The 24,436-nt window shown below is 53.7% G+C and carries 17 protein-coding genes; 7 read left to right on the top strand and 10 right to left on the bottom strand.

The window, feature by feature from the left end; genetic code table 11:
* Nucleotides 1–86: 86 nt before the first annotated feature.
* Nucleotides 87–275: a hypothetical protein gene (locus N0M98_RS05355; protein WP_259617145.1), complete on the top strand. Its 189-nt coding sequence runs from the start codon at nucleotides 87–89 to the stop codon at nucleotides 273–275.
* On the opposite strand, the gene N0M98_RS05350 is transcribed toward N0M98_RS05355, so the two are convergent.
* The 7 genes from N0M98_RS05350 to N0M98_RS05320 all read right to left on the bottom strand — a co-directional run bounded on the left by N0M98_RS05350 (nucleotide 255) and on the right by N0M98_RS05320 (nucleotide 13,932).
* Nucleotides 255–8,441 carry an Ig-like domain-containing protein gene (locus N0M98_RS05350; RefSeq protein WP_259617144.1) on the bottom strand — a complete coding sequence of 2,729 codons (8,187 nt, stop codon included), beginning with the start codon at nucleotides 8,439–8,441 and terminating at the stop codon, nucleotides 255–257. The genes N0M98_RS05355 and N0M98_RS05350 overlap by 21 nt on opposite strands.
* Nucleotides 8,442–8,921: 480 nt before the next feature.
* On the bottom strand, nucleotides 8,922–10,319 hold the full coding sequence (locus tag N0M98_RS05345; protein ID WP_249860508.1) for a HAMP domain-containing sensor histidine kinase: 1,398 nt from the start codon (nucleotides 10,317–10,319) through the stop codon (nucleotides 8,922–8,924).
* Complete coding sequence (locus tag N0M98_RS05340) at nucleotides 10,316–10,990, bottom strand: response regulator transcription factor (RefSeq protein WP_249866378.1); 675 nt, start codon at nucleotides 10,988–10,990, stop codon at nucleotides 10,316–10,318. Before N0M98_RS05340 ends, N0M98_RS05345 begins: the two co-directional genes overlap by 4 nt.
* Before the next feature lie 362 nt (nucleotides 10,991–11,352).
* On the bottom strand, nucleotides 11,353–11,907 hold the full coding sequence (locus N0M98_RS05335) for a hypothetical protein (protein ID WP_259617143.1): 555 nt from the start codon (nucleotides 11,905–11,907) through the stop codon (nucleotides 11,353–11,355).
* A 467-nt stretch (nucleotides 11,908–12,374) separates the two neighbouring features.
* A complete protein-coding gene (locus N0M98_RS05330; RefSeq protein ID WP_249860510.1) occupies nucleotides 12,375–12,548 on the bottom strand; it encodes a hypothetical protein in 174 nt (57 codons plus the stop codon).
* A 145-nt stretch (nucleotides 12,549–12,693) separates the two neighbouring features.
* Nucleotides 12,694–13,473, bottom strand: coding sequence for a DODA-type extradiol aromatic ring-opening family dioxygenase (locus N0M98_RS05325; protein ID WP_310943178.1), 780 nt, complete (start codon nucleotides 13,471–13,473; stop codon nucleotides 12,694–12,696).
* 45 nt (nucleotides 13,474–13,518) lie between these two features.
* Nucleotides 13,519–13,932 carry a DoxX family protein gene (locus N0M98_RS05320; RefSeq protein ID WP_259617142.1) on the bottom strand — a complete coding sequence of 138 codons (414 nt, stop codon included), beginning with the start codon at nucleotides 13,930–13,932 and terminating at the stop codon, nucleotides 13,519–13,521.
* 266 nt (nucleotides 13,933–14,198) lie between these two features.
* Here N0M98_RS05320 and N0M98_RS05315 point away from each other — a divergent pair, with 266 nt between their 5' ends.
* The 5 genes from N0M98_RS05315 to N0M98_RS05295 all read left to right on the top strand — a co-directional run bounded on the left by N0M98_RS05315 (nucleotide 14,199) and on the right by N0M98_RS05295 (nucleotide 20,741).
* Nucleotides 14,199–15,545 (top strand): extracellular solute-binding protein, encoded by a 1,347-nt coding sequence (locus N0M98_RS05315; protein ID WP_375295443.1) that lies wholly within the window; start codon nucleotides 14,199–14,201, stop codon nucleotides 15,543–15,545.
* Between the two features lie 82 nt (nucleotides 15,546–15,627).
* Nucleotides 15,628–16,518, top strand: a complete 891-nt coding sequence (locus tag N0M98_RS05310) for a carbohydrate ABC transporter permease (protein ID WP_249860513.1) — start codon at nucleotides 15,628–15,630, stop codon at nucleotides 16,516–16,518.
* A 21-nt stretch (nucleotides 16,519–16,539) separates the two neighbouring features.
* Nucleotides 16,540–17,421 (top strand): carbohydrate ABC transporter permease, encoded by an 882-nt coding sequence (locus N0M98_RS05305; protein WP_249860514.1) that lies wholly within the window; start codon nucleotides 16,540–16,542, stop codon nucleotides 17,419–17,421.
* Nucleotides 17,422–17,665: 244 nt separating this feature from the next.
* Nucleotides 17,666–19,597 (top strand): cache domain-containing sensor histidine kinase, encoded by a 1,932-nt coding sequence (locus tag N0M98_RS05300; RefSeq protein ID WP_259617140.1) that lies wholly within the window; start codon nucleotides 17,666–17,668, stop codon nucleotides 19,595–19,597.
* Entirely contained in the window at nucleotides 19,575–20,741 is a 1,167-nt protein-coding gene (locus tag N0M98_RS05295; RefSeq protein ID WP_249860516.1) for a response regulator, read from the top strand. The genes N0M98_RS05300 and N0M98_RS05295 overlap by 23 nt, the downstream gene beginning before the upstream one ends.
* A gap of 61 nt (nucleotides 20,742–20,802) precedes the next feature.
* On the opposite strand, the gene N0M98_RS05290 is transcribed toward N0M98_RS05295, so the two are convergent.
* The 3 genes from N0M98_RS05290 to N0M98_RS05280 all read right to left on the bottom strand — a co-directional run bounded on the left by N0M98_RS05290 (nucleotide 20,803) and on the right by N0M98_RS05280 (nucleotide 23,709).
* On the bottom strand, nucleotides 20,803–21,339 hold the full coding sequence (locus tag N0M98_RS05290) for a helix-turn-helix domain-containing protein (RefSeq protein ID WP_259617139.1): 537 nt from the start codon (nucleotides 21,337–21,339) through the stop codon (nucleotides 20,803–20,805).
* A 189-nt stretch (nucleotides 21,340–21,528) separates the two neighbouring features.
* Nucleotides 21,529–23,058, bottom strand: coding sequence for a DHA2 family efflux MFS transporter permease subunit (locus N0M98_RS05285; protein WP_259617138.1), 1,530 nt, complete (start codon nucleotides 23,056–23,058; stop codon nucleotides 21,529–21,531).
* Nucleotides 23,059–23,070: 12 nt separating this feature from the next.
* Entirely contained in the window at nucleotides 23,071–23,709 is a 639-nt protein-coding gene (locus N0M98_RS05280; protein ID WP_249860519.1) for an HlyD family secretion protein, read from the bottom strand.
* A 117-nt stretch (nucleotides 23,710–23,826) separates the two neighbouring features.
* Between N0M98_RS05280 and N0M98_RS05275 the strand changes: the two genes are divergently transcribed.
* Complete coding sequence (locus N0M98_RS05275) at nucleotides 23,827–24,414, top strand: NAD(P)H-dependent oxidoreductase (protein WP_259617137.1); 588 nt, start codon at nucleotides 23,827–23,829, stop codon at nucleotides 24,412–24,414.
* Nucleotides 24,415–24,436: the final 22 nt, after the last annotated feature.

Raw genomic sequence — 24,436 nt, 5'->3', positions numbered from 1 at the left:
TCGAACGGGGGCGCGGAAGGAGCCGACGAAGCGCAAAAGTTCTGGTATATCGGATTGGGATTACGGTGCTGGGAAGGAGAGCAAAGATGATGGATAGCGCATCGGCAATCGCCCATGCCGGACACAAGCGCGCGTCCAAGCTAAGCAAATACTCGGAACGCATCGTGCTCATGACGGTGTTTCCGGTCATTATGACGCTGCATAAAACAAAACCGCCCCTTCTTGAATTCCGAAAGGGCGGCTTCTTCCTTTTGCTAGTCTATAAATCGAATTAAACGTTCTGCTTCTGTAGTTTTCTCATACTCATGCTGGCGGGAAGCTTCTTCGATGTTCTCCCATGCCCAGTAGTTCTTAGGAACATCCGGCCAGCTCGGTTGAAGAACCCCCTTCAGAGGTCCCCGAGAAAGCAGCCGATTGACGATGGTTACGAACTCGGCTCTTGTTAACGGTTGATCCGGACGATAGGAACCGTCCAAATATCCGTCTAATAGGTTACTTTTTTTCGCCGTGCTGATGTATGCTTTGGCCCAGCTTTGTTCCGTATCGTTGAATCCCGTTTCTTGCAGCAAGGCAAGATGCTTGTACCGAACGACTACCGCAGCCATTTCTGCGCGGGTAATCGGGCCTTCCGGAAGAAACACATTCCCGGGATAGCCCTGCATGATGCCTTCCTTCGTGGCCGCCGCTATATAGTTCTTGGCCCAGTGCGATTCCGGTACATCTGCATAGGCGCTCTTGGCTTCCGGCGCATCAATGGTATCGTACAAGATGCGGGTAAATACGGTCGCCACTTCTGCGCGGCTTACATTGCGTTCCGGTTTAAACATTCCATCCGGATAACCGGTCACGTAATAAAAATGTGTTCCTGTCTCCGTTGGAGTCTCTTCCGGTGTCTCTGGAGCCGTTGGAGCAGGTCCCGCCGAGGTGCCGGGACTGGAGCTATCGTCACTGCTATCGGATGACGAGTCGTCGCTAACGACATTAGGTGTCATTGAAAAATTATACAATACAATCGATTTGCCTACATGAATGATCCCGTTCGCGATATAGCTGTCCTCTCCTGGGTCAGCCGCCTGATTTCTGCCTTCCACCCGGCTGTCATAGGCTGCATAGCCTTCTTTGGCAGCCTTGATATAGTAATCGGCATCTTGGAAGACCATCCATGCGTATTGACCGGTGTTTGTCGTGGACTGCGGGTTTTTGTTCATGTTCGGCATAAAGCCCGGCAGCTCCGGCAACGGCACCAATTCCCCCGGTGTTCTGCCATTGCTAATGTTCAGTGCCGTATTCGCCCAGTAAAGCTCCGTATGGACATCGCTTACGGGCTGATTGGTCGTCTTATCGGTTACGGTTCCGTAAGGGTCGATCAACGTCGTCGCGATCGCAAGCTCGCCGTTTTGCTTGACAGTTATTTGCAATCGGGCACCCGCCAGCTTTTCGCCCGTAGGTGCAGTGACTTGGAATATGATGTTGTACGTTCCCGGTTCGATATTATCTACTTTATAGCTTCCGTTAGAATGAATCGTGATGGTTTTATCTAACGGCCTGCCATCCTGATCCAAGACCAGGCCGGATAAATGCTCGCCTTGAGTAAACACCCGGTTCACTTCTTGCGGGTCTCCGTTATTGGAGTCTGCGACAAATACGCTTCCCGTAATTTGGCGATTAGCCTGAACCGTTTCACCTTTACCTGTTAATGTGCCCACCTTGCTGGTTTGTTCGGATTCCACAGTTACGGTTTTATTTCCTACTTTCACCGGGGCGGCGATATGGATTGTATATTCCCAATCCCCGCGCGGAACGACGATATTGTACTTGCCGTCTGCTCCTGTTACCACTTGGGCGTCGTAGTCAATTACCCCGTCGCCATCGAAATCCTCGGCAATATGAACGATTGCATGAGCCACAGGGAGCCCGCCGTTCGTTACTATCCCTTCCACGGATGCAGGCAGGAACGTGATGGCAATCTCTTTTTCAGCAAAAATCCCGTGTTCTTCATCCCGGACCATAACGCTGGCTTTTTCCACACGAGGCAAAACACCTTCAATAACCGGAGCGGTCAGTATGGATTTGGCTAAGCCGTTTGCATCGGTATTCTTGTTAGCATCGCTGATGCTGCCGGCTGAGATGAAAAATTGGATAGGTACATTTTGAACCGGCTGACCGCTTTTATTGAAGAGCGTAGCCTGCAGTTCGCTAGTCGAAACTCCGTCTCCGACAATTTGGTCAGGAACAGCCGTTAAGCCGAGTGCGCCGTTTTCGGGCAGTATTAGATCGACTTTAACATGTTCCGCCCGCTGGATAGCGGCTTGTGATTTTACAAATTGCTTGGTCAGTCTGGGAGCTACTACGTTGTAGGTCCCCGCTTCCAATTCGGTGAATGTATACTGTCCGGAGGCATCTGTCACAGCAGAAGCGATGACTCGGGTACCGGTGCCGTCGAGAAGCTCTACCCCCAGGTTCGCTACTCTACCTCCCGTAGCGCTGTAGATGGTTCCAAAAATTCCGGAATCCGTATAATGAACTCCTGTTGTTACGGTAACCGTATTGGATGTAATCATCCATTTCCCGTTCTGGAATGCATCGACTTTAAAAGTGTACGTCGTTCCTGATGACAAGCCGTCTGCCAGGTATACTGTATCGGTGACCGTGGCTAACTTGGCATTATCCTTGTACAAAATGTAATAAGTGGCTTCCGTGACCGTATTCCAATTTAAGTTTACGGCCGTTTGTGTGGTGTCGCCGGCTGTTAAGGCTAGCGACCAGCTAGGGAGTGTCGTCACCTGAACGGTGTTGCTTGGAACCGATTCTCCGCCTGCATTGGAGGCGCTCACTGTGAACTCATAAGTCGTATCGGGAGTTAGCCCGGTTACTTCAAATACATGGCTAGCCACATTTGTCTTATACACTTGATCGTCTTTATAGATGGTGTAATACGTTGCGCCGCTGACGGAGTCCCAACTCAAATCGGTTGTTGTTTGAGTGGTGTTGGAACTAGCCAGATGGATCGGCGCAGCAGGTTTATCGGGCAGTGTATTCACTGTAAAGCTGACTTGCGCTGCATCGGCGGTATTGCCGAGTGTGTCAGTTGCGGTGGCGTCAACGGTATGAACGCCCTCCGCCAAAGCATTTGTAGTCGTGAACGACCATTTGCCCTCGCCGTTGGCGATCACGGAGTCGGATGCCGTAACGCCGTCGATCTTGACCACGATGGTAGCGCCAGGTTCGGCAGCACCGGAGATCACCGGTTTGGACTCTTTCGTAGTGCTGCCATTAGCGGGAGCCGCGATAGCAACAAAGGTGCTTGAATCAATGGTAAAGCTAACTTGCGCTGCATCGGCAGTATTGCCCAATGTGTCGGTTGCCGTAGCGTCAACGGTATGAACGCCCTCTGTCAAAGCGCTGGCAGGCGTGAACGACCATTTACCGTCGTTACCGGCGATCACGGAGTCGGATACCATAACGCCGTCGATCTTCACGACGATGGTATCGCCAGCTTCGGCTGTACCGGAGATAACCGGTTTGGACTCTTTCGTTGTGCTGCCATTAGCGGGAGCCGCGATGGCAACAAAGGTGCTTGAATCAATGTTAAAGCTAACTTGCGCAGCATCGGCGATATTGCCCAATGTGTCGGTTGCCGCGGCGTTAACCGTATGAACGCCCTCCGTCAAAGCGCTGGCAGGCGTGAAAGACCATTTGCCCTCGCCGTTGGCGATCACGGAGTCGGATGCCGTAACGCCGTCGATCTTGACCACGATGGTATCGCCAGCTTCGGCAGTACCGGAGATAACCGGTTTCGTTTCTTTTGTCTTGCTGCCATTAGCCGGAGCCGCGATAGCAACAAAGGTGCTTGAATCAATGGTAAAGCTAACTTGCGCTGCATCGGCAGTATTGCCCAATGTGTCGGTTGCGGTGGCATCAACGGTATGAACGCCCTTTGTCAAAGCATTTGTAGTCGTGAAAGACCACTTGCCATCGTTACCCGCGATCACGGAATCAGATACCATAACGCCATCGATCTTCAGTACGATGGTGTCACCGGCTTCGGCAGTACCGGAGATGACTGGCTTTGTTTCTTTTGTAGTGCTGCCGTTCGCTGGAGCCGAAATGGCTACATTCGTGCTCGTATCCACAGTAAAGCTAACTTGCACTGCATCGGCGATATTGCCCAATGTATCGTTTGCCGTAGCGTCAACGGTGTGAACGCCCTCCGTCAAAGCGCTGGCAGGCGTGAAGGACCATTTGCCGTCGTTACCTGCGATCACGGAATCAGATACCATAACGCCATCGATCTTCAGTACGATGGTGTCACCGGCTTCGGCAGTACCGGAGATGACCGGTTTGGACTCTTTCGTAGTGCTGCCATTAGCGGGAGCCGCGATGGCAACAAAGGTGCTTGAATCAATGGTAAAGCTAACTTGCGCTGCATCGGCAGTATTGCCGAGTGTATCGGTTGCCGTGGCATCAACGGTATGAACGCCCTCTGTCAACGCATTTGTAGTCGTGAACGACCATTTGCCGTCGTTACCAGCGATTACGGTATCGGAAACCATAACGCCATCGATCTTAACTACGACAGTGTCACCGGCTTCGGCGGTACCGGAGATGACCGGTTTCGTTTCTTTTGTTGTGCTGCCATCCGCCGGAGCCGCGATGGCAACAAAGGTGCTTGAATCAATAGTAAAGTTAACTTGCTCGGCATTGGCAGTATTGCCGAGTGTGTCAGTTGCGGTAGCGTCAACGGTATGAACGCCCTCTGTCAACGCATCTGTAGTCGTGAAGGACCATTTACCGTCGTTACCTGCGATCACGGAATCAGATACCATAACGCCGTCGATCTTCAGTACGATGGTGTCGCCAGCTTCGGCTGTACCGGAGATGACCGGTTTGGTTTCTTTCGTAGTGCTGCCATCTGCGGGAGCCGCGATAGCAACAAAGGTGCTTGAATCAATAGTAAAGTTAACTTGCACTGCATCGGCGGTATTGCCCAATGTGTCAGTTGCGGTGGCGTCAACCGTATGAACGCCCTCTGTCAAAGCGCTAGTAGTCGTGAACGACCATTTGCCGTCGTTACCAGCGATCACGGAGTCGGATACCATAACGCCGTCGATCTTCAGTACGATGGTGTCGCCAGCTTCGGCGTTACCGGAGATGACCGGTTTGGTTTCTTTCGTAGTGCTGCCATCTGCGGGAGCCGCGATAGCAACAAAGGTGCTCGTATCCACGGTAAAGCTGACTTGCGCTGCATCGGCAGTATTGCCCAATGTATCGGTTGCCGTGGCATCAACGATATGAACGCCCTCCGTCAACCCATCTGAAGTCGTGAACGACCATTTGCCGTCGTTACCGGCGATTACGGTATCGGAAACCATAACGCCATCGATCTTAACTACGACAGTGTCACCGGCTTCGGCGGTACCGGAGATGAGCGGTTTTGATTCTTTTGTTGTGCTGCCATTAGCGGGAGCCGCGATAGCAACAAAGGTGCTTGAATCAATAGTAAAGTTAACTTGCTCGGCATTGGCAGTATTGCCGAGTGTGTCAGTCGCCATGGCATCAACGGTATGAACGCCCTCTATCAAAGCATTTGAAGGCGTGAACGACCATTTACCGTCGTTACCTGCGATCACGGAGTCGGATACCACAACCTCATCGATCTTCACGACAATGGTATCGCCAGGTTCAGCTGTACCGGAGATCAGCGGCTTGGATTCTTTTGTTGTGCTGCTATCCGCAGGAGCCGCGATAGTAACAAAGGTGCTTGAATCAATAGTAAAGCTGACTTGCGCTGCATCGGCAGTATTGCCCAATGTATCGGTTGCCGTAGCGTCAACGGTGTGAACGCCCTCTGTCAAAGCATTTGTAGTCGTGAACGACCATTTACCGTCGGTGTCGGCGATCACGGAATCAGATACCATAACGCCGTCGATCTTCAGTACGATGGTATCGCCGGCTTCGACTGTACCGGAGATAACCGGTTTCGTTTCTTTTGTCTTGCTGCCATTAGCCGGAGCCGCGATGGCAACAAAGGTGCTTGAATCAATGGTAAAGCTGACTTGCACTGCATCGGCAGTATTGCCAGCAGCATCGGCAGCCGTGGCGTCAACCGTGTGGACGCCCTCCGTCAACGCATCTGTAGTCGTGAACGACCATTTGCCGTCGTTACCAGCGATCACGGAATCGGATACCATAATGCCATCGATCTTCACCACTATAGTATCGCCCGGTTCGGCAGTACCGGAGATGACCGGCTTGGATTCTTTTGTCGAGCTTCCATTGACTGGAGACGTGATACTCACATGAGTCGCCGTATCGATCGCTACTGGAAAAGCCGCGGAAGGGTCACTTGTATTCCCTGATCTATCTGTTGCCGTAGCCGTAAGAGAGAACGATCCGTCTGGCAAAGCTGTGGAGGTGTAGTCCAAGCTCCATGAGCCGCTTTCGTTTGCCGTTACTGTTCCAATAAACTGGCCATCTTTATAAACCGATACGGTACTATTGGCTTCAGCCGTACCCTTAATTTCCAGTGTATTATCGTTAGTCAGGCCGTCGCTCCCGCTGTTCCCTGTGTCGTTAGTGATCCCTGTAATCACAGGCGGTGCCGGCGGCGTCGTATCCATCGCGTATCCGACGAGCTCGAAAGCGGTATTCCCGTCGGCAGCTGCCAACTTTGTCTGGGAGGCGCTGCCGGATACGAGGGAATAACCCGTTAGACCGGCTCCTCCAGTCACTTGAACCGTTACGGACCCTTGAGTTACCGGAGTACTGTAATCTCCATTGGTGTCCGTCGTGATCGTCTGGACAATATCGGCGGAATCGGTAACCGTCAGCGTGACATTGGCTAGCCCGCTCTCGCCAGTATCTTTAACTCCATTGCCGTTAATATCGTTATAAATATTTCCCGATATGGTGGTATTGGTAATGACAACATCGGCCGTTGCCGTTGGCCCCGGGAAATAGGTCCAGGTATCCATAGCGATATTATTTCCATCTGGAAAAGCATGCGCCCCGTTCGTACTATTGACGCCTTTACTTGCATCTGTGCCGTTGATATCGTTTAAAAAAGTTCCGTTAGAGGTTGTATAATTGCTGTCGTTGTAGTAGATTGTGCTGCTAGTAATCCCGCTGGGAAAATGGCCCGGAGGGTTTTCCATATTGATTTTAATTCCATTAGTCGCGACCTCGACGTCCAGCAGCGGGAAGTGGTATTCCCCGCCCTTAATAATTAATTTCGCCGGGTAAGTACCTACCGGGAGATTAGCCGTACCGCTCCGGTTTTTGCCGTTCCAATTCACTTTATTAAGACCTTTGCTTAAGACATTTTCCAGGACGACGTCCTTGGTCGGGTCGAATTCTTTATCTCCATCGGTGTCTATAATAAGCTGGTACGTTCCGGACTTATCCGAAACGAATTCGAACGTACCGCCGTCCCCGGGTTTAGCCATATTGCTCGTTTCTTGCTTGTTTTTAAACTGAAAGCCGGAAATGGTTGGCAGATCGACAGGAGATGTAGGGACATCTGCCGGCAAATCCGCACTGGGCTTGTTAAAAAAGATCCGGTGGGTCTTATCCGTTTCCGTATCCGCTTCTCCGGGGTTCTGAACCGTAACACCGCTATCAGTAAGCTTGCTAAAGCTGATTGAACGGTATAGGGTGGTATTCCCATCAATATACCCGCGATTATTCGAAAAGAAAATGAAGCCCCACGGGTCGATCCCGTTCATATCCGTTAAATAGAGATATCCGTCCTTAGTCAGAACATACAGGTTGGAGTTTAAGTTGATACCATTGCTCCCCATGTTTAGAGGAAGATAGTAACTGAATGTACGGCCATTTTTGATATTTCCTGACGCATCTTTAACGGTAATATCCCAGGCGCCGACGGTCTTCGACTGAATCGTCTTATTGGCGGTGGTTGTGCTGCTATAAAATCCGTTTTGATTTCCGAGGAGCTTTTTCGGGTTGCCTGTACCACCGCCCGGCGAGTGGAACTCTACCTTATACCAGCCGGTTTGGTCCGCGTGAACAGTCAGCGGGTTATATCCTGCGGTATTCGAACTAGCGACATAAGGGCCGGCGGTTTCTTTGGCCACGGTGTTGATCAGGCCTTGATCGGCTGTTGTAACGTCTAGATTTATGACGTCCCCGCTTGGCTTAGTGACGACGATATCTCTACCATCGCTTGAAACCGGGACACTCGAGCCCAAATTTAGAGTCTCCCCGCTGATTGCGTATGTATATAGCGTCGCTTTCCTTTCTATCCCGGAAGTGAAGTTTCCAACATCCCATTCAAGATAAGGTCGATACCCTCCATTCTGCACAAGCTCCCGGCTTCCCTCCGCATGAACCTGGTCGTTTCTGAGGATAAAAGTCAATCCGGCGGTAAGAAAAATAACCGACAACATGACTCGGAAAATCCATCTTTGCATTAAATTAACCAATTGCTGCTCCCCTCTTTACTTCAAAGTTTGTAAGCCAAGACCGGAATAGTCCATAAGTACTATTATAGTGAGGTCGGGACTTGTAAAGCAATCGGTGTTTTTGTGAAAAATGACACGATAACATCATTTCAAAACCTGAGATCCCTCTAATTTTCGGGAAAATTTTCCTTGTTTGTGACTTTTCATGAATGAAATGTTCATTTGGATGATATTGGGTAATTTGTACTAGAGTGTGTTCTTCATAACCCTGGCTTGCATACAACAACGGCATGCCAGTCTCTTGCTTTGCGAGGGCGGCTTGCGGGATTATAACGGATGGCGTTAACTTTCGAGGAGAAACGAAAAAGAGCAAAATGAAACGGCCCTGCCGGTAGGCGGGCCGTCTCTCCGAAATGTTGTGCAGCCGATAACGTTACGACGATACGCTGGGCGAAGCAGCATCCTGTTTGTCACAAGAAGCCGCCGCGGTTTGTGGCGGGCTCACGCTTTGTCCTGCTGCGGCTTGAGCGGCAGGGTCACGATGAAGCAGGTGCCTTCGCCCAGCCGGCTCTGCACGCGGATCGAGCCGTGATGCCGCTCGACGATGTTCTTCACGATCGACAGGCCAAGACCGCTGCCGCCGGCTGCGCGGCTGCGTGATTTGTCCGCCTTGTAGAAGCGCTCGAAGACATGCTCCTGCTCCTCCTCGGAAATGCCGATTCCGGTGTCCGATATCCGGATGACGGCATTCGGCCCTTCCTGCCCGGCCTGTACGCCGATCGTGCCTCCGGCCGGCGTAAACTTGATGCTGTTGCCAAGCAGGTTCACCCATACCTGACTCATCATATCTTCGTCGGCGACAATCGTGATTTCATCCAGGGAGACGTCCATCTCGATGCCTTTGTCCAGCCATTGCGGCTCGCAGGCCAGCACCAGGCGGCGCAGCTGTTTGTCCAGCCGGAACGGCTTCGGATCGAACGGGTGATGCCGCGATTCCAGCGAGGTCAGCTTGAGCAGATTGTCGCTGAGCTTGGACAGCCGCCGGCTCTCGGTTTCGATAATATCGAGATAATGGCGGCGTTCCTCGGCACTCAAATTGTCGTTGTGAAGCGCGCGGGCGAAGCCGCCGATGGACGTGAGCGGAGATTGAATTTCATGCGAAACGTTGGAAATAAATTCCTGACGCATTTGCTCCATCTGATTTAGTTCGAGCGTCATATGATTCAAGCTCTCCGCGAGCTCGCCCCATGGACCGTGGCGGTCTTTCGTAATATCGAAGGTGACGCTGAAGTCGCCTTTGCCGATTCGGCGAATCAGCGCGATCATCCGCCGGAACATGTGCATCTGTTTTTTACGCATGGGCGTCGTGCATAGCAGGAGCAGGAAGAAAATGAGCAGATGGACGACGACGGTAACGAGTTGCTTGCCGTAATCGTGAAACAGACTGTCGGTCTCCTGCTGGATGAACAGCGCATACTGACGGCCGCCGACGGTAACGGCCTGGCCCGTTGTGGTCAGGCCCGGGCCGAGCAGATGCGGATGCTCGAACTTTTTCACGTCGGCGCCGCTGCGAACCTGTTCGACATCCTCCGAATCGATGCCGGCGGCGAACGCTTCGGCAGCTTCTCCCCCGAACACGAGCCGTCGGCCCGAGCCGTCGATGAGCACGAGCCGTTCATGCTTGAGCAGGGCGAGCTGCTTCATCAGCAGCTCCGTGCTCGCTTCGTTCGCCCCTTGCAGGGCCGCGATCGTCCTCCCGCCTTCCAGCATATCGTTCCACCGCGCTTCGGTATCTTTTACATTGTAGGCGTACGTCGTAATGAGAAAAGCGAGAGTCCAGACGAAGATGGAAAACGCCAAGAAGCCGGCGATGCCCGATATGATCCGCAGCAGCTTCATGTAACGATCTCCAGGCGATAGCCGAGCCCGCGGATTGTGTTGATCCGGAAGGCGCACTGCTCCTCGGGAAATCGTTCGCGCAGCCGGTTAATATGAACGTCGACCGTACGTTCGTTTCCCTCGAAATCATAGCCCCAGATTTGCTCGATCAATTGCTCGCGGGAGAAGGTTTTGCCCGGGTAGCTGGCCAATTTGAACAGCAGCTCAAACTCTTTTAAAGGCAGCGTCAAACTTTCCCCGGCAACGGTCAGCTCATACGTTTTGCGGTTCATCGACAGCTCCCCGATCTGGATCGTCTGCGAGACGGCGATGCGGTACCGCTTCATCAGCGCTTTTACGCGAGCGACCAGCTCCGGCGGATCGAACGGCTTGACGAGGTAATCGTCGGCGCCGAGCTCGAAGCCTTTGACCTTTTGCGAAGTTTCCCCTTTGGCCGTCAGCATGAGCAGGGGAAGCTCGTAATGTTCCCTGAGCTCGCGGCACAGCTCCCAGCCGTCCATATTAGGCATCATAATATCGAGAATGACCATATCTACAGTGAGCGACTCCAGCTTAACCAGCGCGTCCTGGCCGTCGGAAGCTTCATACACGTCAAAGCCTTCGTTGCCTAAAAATACGCGCACCAGCTCCCGAATATGCGGATCGTCATCTACGATCATAATTTTCGTCATCGATAATAACAGCCGCCTTTCTGCAATATCCTCCAACGGTTCATACGGAATAAAAAACGGGATATGAAACAGCATACACCAGTTCCGCCTGCGTTACGAGCTTCGGCTCGAAGACAAGCCGTCAGCGGGGCGCGGCGGCAAGTCCGGCAGTAAGCTTTTCAAGATCGGACGAACATTCGGTTTCACGGAAGACATCGATAGCATCTCTCCTTTAATACCCTTATATGAAAGAAGTATACGATACTTTTATAAACTGAATGTAAACGGGGCTGAACGCTGTGCCCATCGTCGGCTGGACCGCCGTCCGCGTACGCAAAAAGACCGGTTCGAGAGAACCGGCCTGCCGCTGATCGGCGAAGGAGTTATACGAAGGCATGAATAAGAAACAGAACGGCAAAGGCCAATCCCAGTCGCAAATGCCATTGGCGGTCCAAACGCCGGTATCGGAACAGCCCGGACAGGGGGACGGGAAGCAGCGCAAGCAGAGCCAGCAGCCCGCTGATACTATGGAAATCGGGCTTGAATCCGTACATGAACGCCCCGACGACATGAAGCAGGATCAGGGAAAGGGATAGAATGGCGACAGGAGTATGCCACTTCCTTGCCAGCCTGGACAAGGCTGCGATGAATGATTTCACCCTCGCCCAGCGCGTCAGCCATCGCCTTTTCATAATAGCAACGAGAACGTAATGAGACAAAACCGCAAATAACGCGATGCGCGCCAAGGAACCGAATGCTTTAAATTCCTCTTTAAAGCTCCTGGCATGAACCATATCCGGGGAGGTGTGAAGCAAGTTCCATAGCCCCATCACCGCAATGACGGCCGCTGTGGCGGTTGCCGCGTAGAACGGGATTCTGTCCTGGGAGGGGATGAAGGACGGGCGCCGTTTGACTGCCGAAGTATTAGAGTGTTCCATCGGAATGCTCCTCTTGTTATAAGTTAACTCCTAGTATAGCCGGTATTTATAAAGCGCCGATTAAACGAAGCTGAGCATTTGCTGAAAATTCGGCATAAAAAAGCTGCCCCCGATGCTGAAGCCCGGAAAGACAGCTTGCGATGCCATCACCGGCAGCTCGGATGCGGCGTCAACGGAATGCATACGGTTTATGGCCGCAGGCCCACAGGAGATGACAGCGGTTGTTGTGGAGCATAGCATCCGGGATACGGGAGAATGTGCCGGATTTGGCTGAGCGGATAATGCTTGGTGGCGAATTGGGTATGGTACAAATATTCAAATGATAAACCCCTTGGTTCCAAGACATAAGCGGACCCCCTCCATGGGATAGCGTATGAGGAGGAGGGGAGGGCGGTACCTTGGCATACGAAAAAACGAGTCTGTCGCCCGTGCTCACCGCGCCAGATGCGTCAGAATCAATAAATCGATTAATCCGAAACGGTCGGAGCTTGTTTGATTTCGATCAAAATCGTCTCGCGCCCTCTGCGTTCCATCTCGAGGACCGTTTGTATCAATTTGATCGCCGCCTGCCATTTTTCTTGCTCTACCGCCGATTGAATGATTTCTTTCAGATCATGTTTGGTCGTGAGATTATATTGCATCCGCAAGCCCCTTTCCAATGGATGGCTCTTCGCCATACTACATATGATTTCCACAAAATGTAAGCTTCAATCTTCCCCGGCGGTTGCGGGATGAAACGGAGGCCATAGAAAAATAAGACGGCCTCTTGAAGGCCGTCTTGACGGGTTAATATTCGATGATCAAATGGCTCAGCGAGCCGTACTGATAGCTTTGGTGGAGCAGCTTCGCCTTCTTGTTGGAAGCCCCGGCCCCCATAGCGAGAAAGACCGGGAGGAAGTGCTCGTAATCGGGCGTCGCTGTGCGGGCATGGGGCGCCTGCTTCAAGAAATCGAACAGCGCTTCGGTATCCCATGCTTCGATATGGCGGATGAGCCAGTCGTCGAACTCCTTAGCCCAACCGTCGGCCTGATCGGGCTTGCCGAAGTCCATGGCCCGGAAATTGTGCACGGTCGCGCCGCTGCCGATGATCACAACGTTGCGACGCTCGCATAGCTCCGCCAGCGCTTCGCCGATACGGTACTGCCGATCCGGCGGGAGCAGCGGGTTCACCGACAGCGCGATAACCGGCACGTCGGCTTCCGGGTACATATGGCGCAGCAGCACCCAGACGCCGTGATCGAGCCCGCGGCTCGCATTGCGCTCGGCGGCGATGCCCGATGCGGCGAACAAGGAGTGAATGTCATCGGCGATTTCGCGCGAGCCGCGGGCCGGATATTGAACCTGAAACAGCTCATCGGGAAATCCGCCGAAATCGTGGATCGTTTCATAGACCCCGTCCGTGTAAGTAACGGCTTGCCCGCGGCTGACCCAGTGGGCCGAGAATAGGATGACCGCCTCCGGCTTGCCGAGCCGCTCGCCAAGACTGCGCAGCTCTCTGGTGTACGGCAAGTCCTGCAAAGCCAGCATCGGCGAGCCATGACCGATAAATAGTGAAGTTCCCATCATTAACGCCTCCTTAGTATAGGGGGGAATTATCCGATATTTGCTGCATTACGCCTGCGCACCGCTCGAAGAGCCTCCGACCAGCCGGTCCAGTCCCCAGCCTTTCTTCGGTTCCACGGTGAGAAACAAAGCGATCAGCATATAGGCCAGTTCCAGTTCGAAGCCCGCCGATTTGCCGTCGCCGAGCAGCCCCATAGGCAGCTTGACGCTGATGATGGCTCCGGCCATCAAAATAATGTAAGCCAATGAAATGTAGCGGGTAGCCAATCCGACGATCAGCAGCACGCCTCCGAGAAGCTCCAGGATGGCGACGGCATAACCGAGACTGCCCGGCAGCCCGATGCTGTTAAACCAGCCTGCGACGTTGCTGAGGCCCATCTGCAGCTTGGCGATGCCGTGAAACATGAACATGGCTCCGAACAGGATGCGTACGATCGTATGAATGATACTGCCGATAGACATAATATCCTCTCCTTGTAGCGTGATTACAGCTTTAATCAATCAAGCTTTAATTAAGTAAGTAAATTACTTTTGATAAAAAAGTACCATGATTTCCTTAGCCAGTCAAGAAGAAATATTTATCATACAAATATTTAATTTATATTTATAAACTAGGCCGCTATAAAAAACAAACCTAATGTCTTAAGTTTCTTCATTGTTGAATGAGCTGCGCGAATGCCATAATAAGCATGTAACGGGGACACCCGAAGGAAAGGGGAAGCAATATGATGAAAAAGCTGCAAATAGTCAATCTGGCTTTAACCGGAACGCTCGTGTTCGGTCTTGCCGCTTGCGGAAGCGGAGGCGGAGGAGCCGCCGGACCTGCGAGCCAGGGAGCAAGCTCCGGCGAAGCGTCCAAGGATAAGGAGAAGCAGGGCCCGATCACGATTACGTTCCAGAACATTTATCCGGACCCGACGACCCCGACAAACAAAATATTGAAGAAAATTGTAGGCGATTACATGACCGCCAATCCGAATGTTAAGATCGAGCTCGACTCCTTGAACACCGACCAGCAGAAGATGAAGCTGAAGACGCAGGCCGCTTCCAAGGAAGTGCCGGACATTACCATCGTCAACCCGAGCGCGCAGATGAAGCCTTTCGTCGATGCCGGGCTGCTGGCGCCGCTCAATGACATGCTGGAGCAAAACGGATTGAAGGATACGTTCCAGAAGGGTATCCTCGATTATTACACGTTCGATAACAATGTTTACGCACTGCCGGACGGCAACAATATCGCGGTGGTGTATTACAACAAAGAGCTGTTCGCACAGGCCGGCGTCGAGGTACCGAAAACATTCGAGGAACTGGTCGATATCTCCAAGAAGCTGAAGGCCAAAGGCATTACGCCTATCGCGATTCCCGAGAAAGATACGTGGACCGGTTCGTTCCTGTTCATGAATATGGTGCTTCGCACGAACGGCGGGCCGAATTTCTTGAAGGACGTTCTGGATAAAAAGAAAACGTTCACCGACCCCGCATTCGAGCTGGCGGTTTCGAAGCTGGAGGATCTGGTGCAGGCCGGAGCGTTCCAGGAGGGCGCAACTTCCTTCGACTATACGGCCGGCGAGAATCTGTTCAAGAGCGGCAAGACCGCGATGTACTTCATGGGAACGTGGGCGACGGGAGGGATCGACGATTCCTCGGTAAAAGATAAGGTGGGCGTGTTCAAATTTCCTACCGTGGACGGCAAGGGCAATCCCGATCAATACATGCTCGCTCCGGGCAGCGGATTTGCGGTATCCGCCAACAGCAAGCATTTGAAAGAAACGAAAGACTTCCTAAACTACTTCATGACCAATTTCCCTAAAGTTTCGTTCGAGATGAAAAATGCCGTAGGCGTAGCCCAGAAGGTGGACGGCGACTTCAAAGCGGCAGGATATTCCCAATTGGCGATAGACGTGCTGGAGCTGTTTAAAAACGTGCAGGGCGGCGATTTGGCTTTCGACAACACGATGAATCCGGGAATGGCGCAAGCCCACCTGACCAGCATTCAGAACCTGTTCGTTCAGCAAAAAGATCCGAAGGAGGTTGCCAAGGAGCATCAGGCCGCCTTCGAGACGAACAATAAATAAGCGAATGGGCTGCGAAGGGAACCGGGAACCTGGACGGTTCCCTTCTGTTTTCCGAAATGGACTTGATTAGGAGGTGTTGCGGGTGAATGTGTTAAAGGTTCCCCGGCGGACGATCGCGTTGTTCGTGCTGCCGTGCCTGCTGCTTTATATAACACTCGTGTTTATTCCCATTATCGTATCGTTTTACAGCGCTATGCTCGATTGGAACGGAATCGGCACGTCGACCTTCGTCGGATTGGACAACTTTAAGCAAATATTTATGAACGACCCTGTGTTCTGGCCGTCGGTAGGCAGGACGCTGTTGTTCGCCTTGTTCTCGATGGCGGAAATTCCGGTTGCGCTGTTTATTGCCATATTGATCAGCCGTTTCGTGCGCAAACCGAATTTTCTCGTCTCCAGCTATTTTCTGCCGGTCATCTTGTCCGTCGTCGTCATCGGCCAGCTGTGGAAGACGATCTATAACCCGGCATCGCTCGGGGGGATGCTCAATCAGCTGCTTACGGCGGCGGGACTGGAGCATTGGACCCGGTCCTGGCTGACCGATCCGAAGGTTGCGATCTTCGCCCTGTTCTTCGTCGCGCTGTGGCAGTACCTCGGCTATCACGTATTGATTCAGTTCACCGGCGTACAGAACATTCCCGCCGATATTTATGAAGCCGCCCGCATTGACGGAGCGGAAGGATTGACGGCCGACCGCTACATTACGCTGCCGATGGTGCTTCCTATCTTCAAAATATCGATCGTGCTGTCGGTCATCGGCTCGCTGCAAGCCTTCGATATGATTATGGTGATGACGGGAGGCGGGCCGGCTCATGCGACCGATGTTATCTCGACCCATATGTACAATATGTCGTTCCTGTCCATGAAATACGGATACGGCAGCGCGCTCGCGTCCTTCCTCGTCGTGGAATGTCTGATCGTCACGATGCTGCTCAACGCCCTGTTCCGCTGGCTGGAAAATAAATATGCTTAATATCGAAAGGAGGGGAGCGCGATGCGCCAAATTCCGAATGCAGTATCCGCGCCGCGTACCGTACCGGTGCGCCGAGGCCGCTTTTCCTTGGGCAAGGGACTCGTGTGGCTGCTGTTATCCGTCCTGTTCGTGACCCAGATTTACCCGTTGCTCTGGCTGCTCCTGTATTCGCTTAAGACGAATGAGGAAATTTTGAGCGGCAGCTTCTTTTCCCTGCCCCGGACGCTGATGTGGGGCAATTATAAGGATGCTTACGTCTCGGGCTCGTACCTTAGATACTTGTTCAACAGCTTCTTCGTCACCTCCGTGACGATGCTGGTCGTCATCGTCTTGTGCTCGATGGTCGCTTATGCGATTACACGCTTCCGGTTCCGGCTCGGCCCCGCGGTTATGACGGTATTTCTTGTCGGCATTATGATTCCGCTGCAGGCGACCCTGCTGCCGAATATGATTATTTTCAAGCATCTCGGCATTTTAAATACGTACCTGGCGCTGATTTTGCCCTACATTACGTTCTCCACCCCGATTGCCGTTTTTATACTATCGGGCTTTATGAGGTCGATTCCGGTCGAGATCGAGGAGTCGGCTATTATGGACGGTGCCGGCGTGACCCGGATGTTTCGCAGTATCATTATGCCTATTTCCACGCCGCCGATCATGACCGTATGCATCTTGACGTTCATCTCCGTATGGAATGAATACATTATGGCCGCCACGTTCATTTCATCGCAGAGCCTTAAGACGCTGCCGTTCGGCGTCTACAGCTTCGTCAGCCAATATTCGGTCAATTACGGAGCCATCGGGGCGTTTCTGGTCATGGGCGCCGCGCCGGTCATCGTCATTTATTTCATTTTGTCCGAAAAAATTTCCAAAGGGATGGTCGCCGGGGCTGTCAAAGGCTGAGTCTTGGGCAGGCGGTTCGTCCTCTTCAGGCTTAGGGCCAAGCCCGCCCAAAGCGCGCGCTGCGGCGCTGCCCGACATGCCGGCCGAACCCGGCCTCCAGAGCGCAGGCTGCGGATTGTCCAACCGCCTGCGCCATAACCCGCCCGCGGCGCGGTCCCGCCCATTCTCCCAACATTTCCGTTGGTGCTTAAAAGCGGATTATTGTTGTATAGTTAAATCAGACGGTAGGAGAGGGGCGTCGGCCGTGCGGCGAGGGTTGCATTCGATTCATAACCGGCTGTTTTTTCTGTTTCTGATCTGTATGCTCAGCCTGCTGCTGGTCGTCAGCGGCCTGTATTATAAGCGGTGGACGGATCAATTTCATCAGAAATTCAGCGATATTGCGCAAAAAAACGTCTATCAGACGGTCGAGCTGTTCGACCTGCTGCTTCAGGGCTACAATTCGCTCGCCAAATCGATTGCCGGCAATCTGGATATGCAGCGGCTGATGGCCGATGAGAATAATAAAGATTCTGCTTTGAAAGCGATTAACGAGCGGACGATCGTCAACATATTGGGCAGCATCTTCTATTCCAGGGAAGATCTGATCGGGATTCATGTCATCTCGAATGGGGGCGCTCTGTACAGCTACGGCAGCATGATGAGCGTCATCGATCCGAAATATGCCGAGTCGTCCTGGTACCGGGCCGCAGAACGATCGACGGGGGAGCTTGTCTGGTTCGGGGTTCACGAGCATTCGTTAATCGATCAGAAGGAGACCCAGCCCGTGTTTTCGTTCGGCAGACGGCTCTACGATTTTCATACCCACCAGCCTATAGGCGTTCTGCTCATCGAGATGAACCCGAAACCGGTCGTATCCGCCTTGTCCAATCTCAGCCTCGGGGCGCACAGCGAAGTATACATGCTGTCCAAGGTGGGCGAGGTCATGGGCTCGGCCGGCTCGTCCCCGGGCGATTCGAAGCTGCTGAAGCAGCTTGGCGGCCGGCCGCCGCTGATGCAGGAGCACGAGGTGGTCGTCCGCGAGACGGCCGGACTGCTGGTCGTCGCTTCGCGCCCGGCGCTGGCCGACTGGCAGTTCGTCAGCCTGACGCCTTCGCAGGATATGAACGTGGAGATGGATCAGATGAAGCATTATTTGCTGTTGGTCGGCTCGATTCTGGTGGCGGTTTCGACGGTGATGGCGACGCTGGTGTCCAAATCGTTCGCGGCTCCGCTCAAGCGGCTTATTCATCAAATGAAACAGGTGGAGCGAGGCAATTTCCATGGAGTCGTCAGCGTTAATTCTTATGAAGAGATCAATATTCTGGTCGCCTCGTTCAATCAGATGGTCGCAAGGATGGGGGAGCTGATCGGCCGCATCCGTGCGGTGTCGGAGAGTGAGAAGAACGCTCAGCTGCTAGCGCTGCAATCCCAGGTGAATCCGCATTTTCTGTACAATACGCTCGATATGATCTATTGGATGCTGGATGAGCAGGAGAACGACCGGCTCGGCCGGGTCGTCCTCTCCTTATCCCATATGTTCCGCTACAGCAGCCATTGGGAAGGGGATTCCGTCGTCTCGCTCGGCGAAGAGCTGGAGCAAATCCGCCATTATTTGACGATTATCGAGACGAGGCTGGAAGGGCGGCTCCGCACGGAGATTGCGGTCGACGAGCGGTGGCTGGCGATGCGGCTGCCCAAGATGACGCTGCAGCCGCTGATCGAGAACGCCGTCAAGCACGGCCTGGAGCCGATGCATGAGGCGGGGCGGCTTCGCGTGTACGGCGAAGCGGACGATGCCATGCTCCGGCTGTTTGTCGAAGACAACGGGCCGGGCATGGATGAGCCGACGCTGCGGCGGCTTAAGCGCACGCTAAGCGACAGCTTGGCGCAGGGCGGCGGCGAGCGAGCCCTGGAGGAGAGCGCCGCGGCTGCGGAAGACCGCGCCGCGCCCGCCCATGCCTCCGCGGCTGCAAAGCCGCGGCGAGGCATAGGCCTGCAGAACGTGCATCGCCGCCTCGTGCTGATGTTCGGCGAGCCGTACGGCCTGGATATCCGCAGCCGTCGCAGCGCAGGCCGGGCCCACGGGGAGAGCCGGGGACAGGGGCAAGGCACGACCGTCGTAGTTACCATTCCGCTGAACGTACGTCAAGAGCAGGAGAGGGGGCCGCTGCATGAACATCCTGGTGGTGGATGATGAGAAAATTATACGCGAAGGGGTCAAACGGGCCATCTTGGCCGGATATCCGGCCTTCCGTGTGTTTTTGGCGGCATCGCCCGAGGAGGCGATCGAGGTGCTGCGCAGCGAGCATGTCGATATCGTGTTCACCGATATTTTGATGCCCGGGATGACGGGGCTGGAGCTGATGAGGCTGGCCGGACGCCGCCATGCCCACGTGAAGTGGATCGTCATCTCCGCCTATTCGGAGTTCGCCTATGCCCAGGAAGCGATGCGGCTCGGAGCACGCGATTATCTGATCAAGCCGATCGGCAAGGAGAAGCTGATCGGACTGATTGCGGCGCTGGACGGCGAGCTGCAGCGGGACAGCCGGCTCACCCAGGAAGCGCAGCTGCTGAAGTCGAATTTGAAATATTTGCGCGAAGCCGTCTTTCAGCGGTGGGCGTCGGGATTGGATATCGGCCGCTTCGATATGTCCGCCCTGACCCGCGAGCATCCGCAGTATTACTTGATCATGGTGCGGCTGGAGAGCGAAGGCAGGACGCATCTGGAGCATTTTATCGTGGACAATGTGCTCTCCGAGCTGATCGAGCGCAAAGGCTGCGGCTTCGTCGTCAGTCTGGATACCCATAGTCTGCTGGGGCTCGTGACGCTGCAGGAGGGGGCCGGGTTTGAGACGTTCGCCGCAGAGCTGCGCAGCCATCTGCACCAATACTTGAAGGTGCCGTTTCAGCTCGCTGGCAGCGGATTGCTCAGCCACTTCGCAGGCATACCGGACGAAGTGAAGAAGCTGAAGCAGACGGGCGGCTCGTCCCCGGTCACTTACGACCGAGGCAACGAGAGCGCCATCGATGTGGCGCTGCAATACATTCGGACGCACTACGAGGAAGATCTGTCGTTGGAGAAGGTCGCGTCCGTCGTCTATTTGAATCCGGTTTATTTCAGCCAGCTGTTCAAGCTGAAGACCGGCCAGGGGTTTAAGGAACATATTATTCAGCTGCGGATGGAACGGGCGAAGGAGCTGCTGCAGGACCCTTACCTGAAAATCGCCGACATTGCGGAGCGGGTCGGCTATCAGGATATGAGGCATTTCACGCAAGTATTCCGCAAGAAGCTGACGCTGACCCCTACCGAGTACAGGAGGCGGCTTGAGCAAAGCTGACGACTGAAGCCGCAGAGCCCTTAGGTTGGGCGCTGCGGCTTATTTTTGTTCCTATCGAGGGCTATTTAATTCTGCTTTCATTGTAGCTGGCGATCAGAATGGCCGCCGGTTCATCTCCCGCATTGACGACTTTATGGGGCACGCAAGCCTGCCAGGAGAAGGTATCTCCTTCTTCTAACGTAAATTCGTCTTCCCCTTGGGAGACGATCACTGTTCCTTTCAATACCATATGAATTTCGACGCCTTCGTGCACGTGGGTCTCCTCGTTTGCGGGAGGCCCGGGCGGAATCTCGATCAGCATAAGGCGCAGGCCTCCTTCGTCGCCGAGATGCTCTACCTTCAGCTTATCCTTGAACAGGCTGAAAGTCCGTTCTCCTTTGCGGACGACCTTCATTCGTTCCTCCTGTTTGAGCAGCAGAAAGGCAAGGGGAACCTTCAAGTAATCCGCGATCGACTCCAGAGTCGCCAGAGAGGGCGAGGTTTTATTGTTCTCCACCAGACTCATAAACCCTTGGGACAGTCCGGTAGCTTCGCATAATTGCCCTATCGTAACGCCTCTTTTTTTGCGAATCGCCCGAATCGCCGTTCCGACTTCCATCGTTTCATCCCCGTTTTTTGAAAATAATGCCGTTATGCCGCCGGAATCCGGCTTAGGAGCGTGACAGCCCCGTACCGGCCGCTGCGGCTTCTTTTCATCTTAGCGAATCGCAATGGATTTTGCAAAGCCGGAAAAGGCCTGCGGCCCCTGCAGCCGAATACGCTTGGGAGGGCGCCACAGACAAGCGGGCTATTCCTGCGGTATCTTCGCATGCTTGGCCTTACGCAGAAACAGGGAGAAAAATAAGCCTATCACGGTGATTAACGTAGCTACCATGAACGCGTCGTTAATGCCGTTAATAGTAGAATGGGTCGCCGCCAAGGAATACAGCGTTTGAACGGCCAGAGTGCCTCCGGCTTGAACCGCTTGGCCCGATTCGAGCGCCAGCTGCTGGCCGAATTCCCCGATATTTTGCATCAGCGTCGTATTCGTCTCGGTGATTTCGTTGGAATAATCGGCCAAATGGATCGTCGTGCGGCTGGACATCACGGTGACGAGCAGCGCAGTACCGATGGAGCCCGCTACTTGTCTCGTCGTATTGGACATCGCCGTGCCGTGGCTTCCCAGATGCCGCGGGAGCTGATTCAAGCCGGCGGTTTGTACGGTCATCATCAGCAGCGACATGCCGAACATGCGAATCGTGTACAGCAGCATGATATGGTTATAGCTTGAATCGCCGGTCAGCTTGCTGAATTCCAGCGTTGTAACGGCGGTAATAATGAGCCCCGCAATCGCGAGCGGGCGGGCGCCGATACGATCGAACAGCGCGCCTGAGATTGGGGACATGACCCCCATGACCAGCGCGCCCGGAAGCAGCAGCAGACCGGACTGGAGCGGCGTAAAGCCGCGGATATTTTGCAAATAGATCGGCAGCAAAATCATCGCCCCGAGCATCGCCATATTGACCGCCGCCCCGATGATGGTGCTCATCGTGAACACATCGTATTTGAAGACGCTCAGATTGAGCAGCGGCTGGGCCGTCGTCAGCTCCCGCCAAATAAACAGGAGCAGGAAGATGACGCCGATAATGAAGCTGCACACGACTAGAACGTCGGTCCAGCCTTTGCTTCCGGCCTCGCTGAAGCCGTAGAGCAGAGCGCCGAAGCCGATCGTCGAGAAGATCGCTCCCGACAGGTCAAGGGGCGGATAGGTGAGCTTCGTGACGTTTTTAAGCCATTTGGCCGCCAGCAAGATGTCCAGGATGCCGAGCGGAATCATGGCGTAGAACAGAATACGCCAAGTATAGTTCTGCACGACCCATCCGGCCAGCGTAGGACCGATAGCCGGAGCGAAGATCATGACGATCCCCATCGTTCCCATCGCCGCCCCCCGTTTTTCCGGAGGGAATACGGCCAGGAACACGTTGGTGATCATCGGCATAAGCACACCGGCTCCGATCGCCTGTATAATTCTCCCGAGCAAAATGATCGAGAAGTTAGGGGAGATAGCGCAGATCAAGGCGCCTACTGTAAAGGCAACCATCGCGAACAGAAACAGCGAGCGGGTACCGTACGTCTCGATCAAATACGCCGTAATCGGAATCAGTACCCCGTTCACAAGCATATAAGCGGTGGACAGCCATTGAATGGTCGTGGCAGAGACGTTGAAATCGTTCATCATATGGGGAATGGCTACATTGATGAGCGTTTGATTCAATATGGCCACGAACGCCCCGGCCATAAGCACCGTCAGCGTGCGGCCGATCGATATATTCTCCATTCAAACCCCCTGCTAAATATGAATTCGTACGGATACGTTCATCCCGGGTACGATGGCCAGACCGTTGTAGCCGTCAAGCGTTATCGTAATAGGAATAACTTGAGTGACCTTGGTATAGTTTGCGTTCGTATTGGAGCTCGGCAGCAGCGAAAACGTGCTTGCCGTCGCCAAGCCGATTTTATCCACCCGGCCCGTCAGCGTCGTTCCCGGGAAGGCATCGGCGTAGATGTCTACCGACTGACCGATCTTGACGTTATTGATCTTGGTCTCTTCGATATTGGCCGTTACCCACAGATGGCCCATATCGAATCCGCGCGCCAGCGTGGAGCCGGTCGACACGAACGAGTTTGGCACGACCGATTGCTGTACAATCGTTGCATCGATAGGCAGCGTCAAATCGACCTTGGATGCGCCTCCGGCGGTTTGTATGCTGCCGAGGCGGTCTCCGGAACGGTAAGCTTTGCCGACTTGGCCCGTCCATTCGACGAGCTGGCCTGAAGCTATGGCGGCTACGGTAACGGGCTGGCCGTCGAATTTCGCATTGTCCGTAGTGACATAGTTAATTGAGCGGTTATAGTAGTAAATTGCTGCGCCGGCACCGCCCAATATAAGGATCAAAACCAAAATATTGATCAGTATTACTCTGCTCATGTTTTTTTCATCCTCCAAACATCCGATTTTCTGTAGACATTTTCCCCGATCGGCTGGCCGTTTATGCAGCAATTTCTAATTCGTTAATTTGCGAGAACTCTCATACTTTGTCGCTTCATGGGGAAAATTGATGAGGAAGCACTAGGACAGGGAGGACATACCATGAAAATCATAGTGGTTTACGATAGTGAGAACGGCCATACGGAAGCACTCGCCAGCTCCATTTATGAGGGAGCGACGAGTCATCCGTACGCCGAGGTGCATCTGCAGCACGTCAATCAGGCCAATCCGAACGATTTGGTCCATATGGATGCGATTATATGGGGCTGCCCGGGCCATTTCGGTACGATCAGCTCCGGGATGAAAACCTGGATCGACCAATTGGGTTATTTATGGGCGCAGGGCAAGCTGATGAACAAGATCGGCGCCGTATTTTGCACGACGGCTACGGTTCATGGCGGCATCGAAGCGACGATGCTGAATCTGATCACGCCGATGCTCCATCAAGGGATGATTATTGTCGGACTGCCCGGCAATGTTCCGGAAAATGCGCTGTACGGCTCCTATTACGGGGTCGGCGTCACTTGTCCTGTCGAGGCTTCGCCCAATGATCCGCCGAATTTGCCTAAGGCAAACGATTTGGCTTTGGGTCGGGCGCTGGGGAAAAGAGTCGCCGAGATCGCCTTCAAAATGAATCCAAAATAACAACGAATCGGGTGCTTTGCAT

It is taken from the genome of Paenibacillus doosanensis, assembly GCF_025060755.1.
In the GTDB taxonomy this organism is placed as follows: domain Bacteria; phylum Bacillota; class Bacilli; order Paenibacillales; family NBRC-103111; genus Paenibacillus_S; species Paenibacillus_S doosanensis.
The sequence above is the reverse complement of the archived record's forward strand: the minus strand, read 5'-3'. Positions and strand labels throughout refer to the sequence as shown.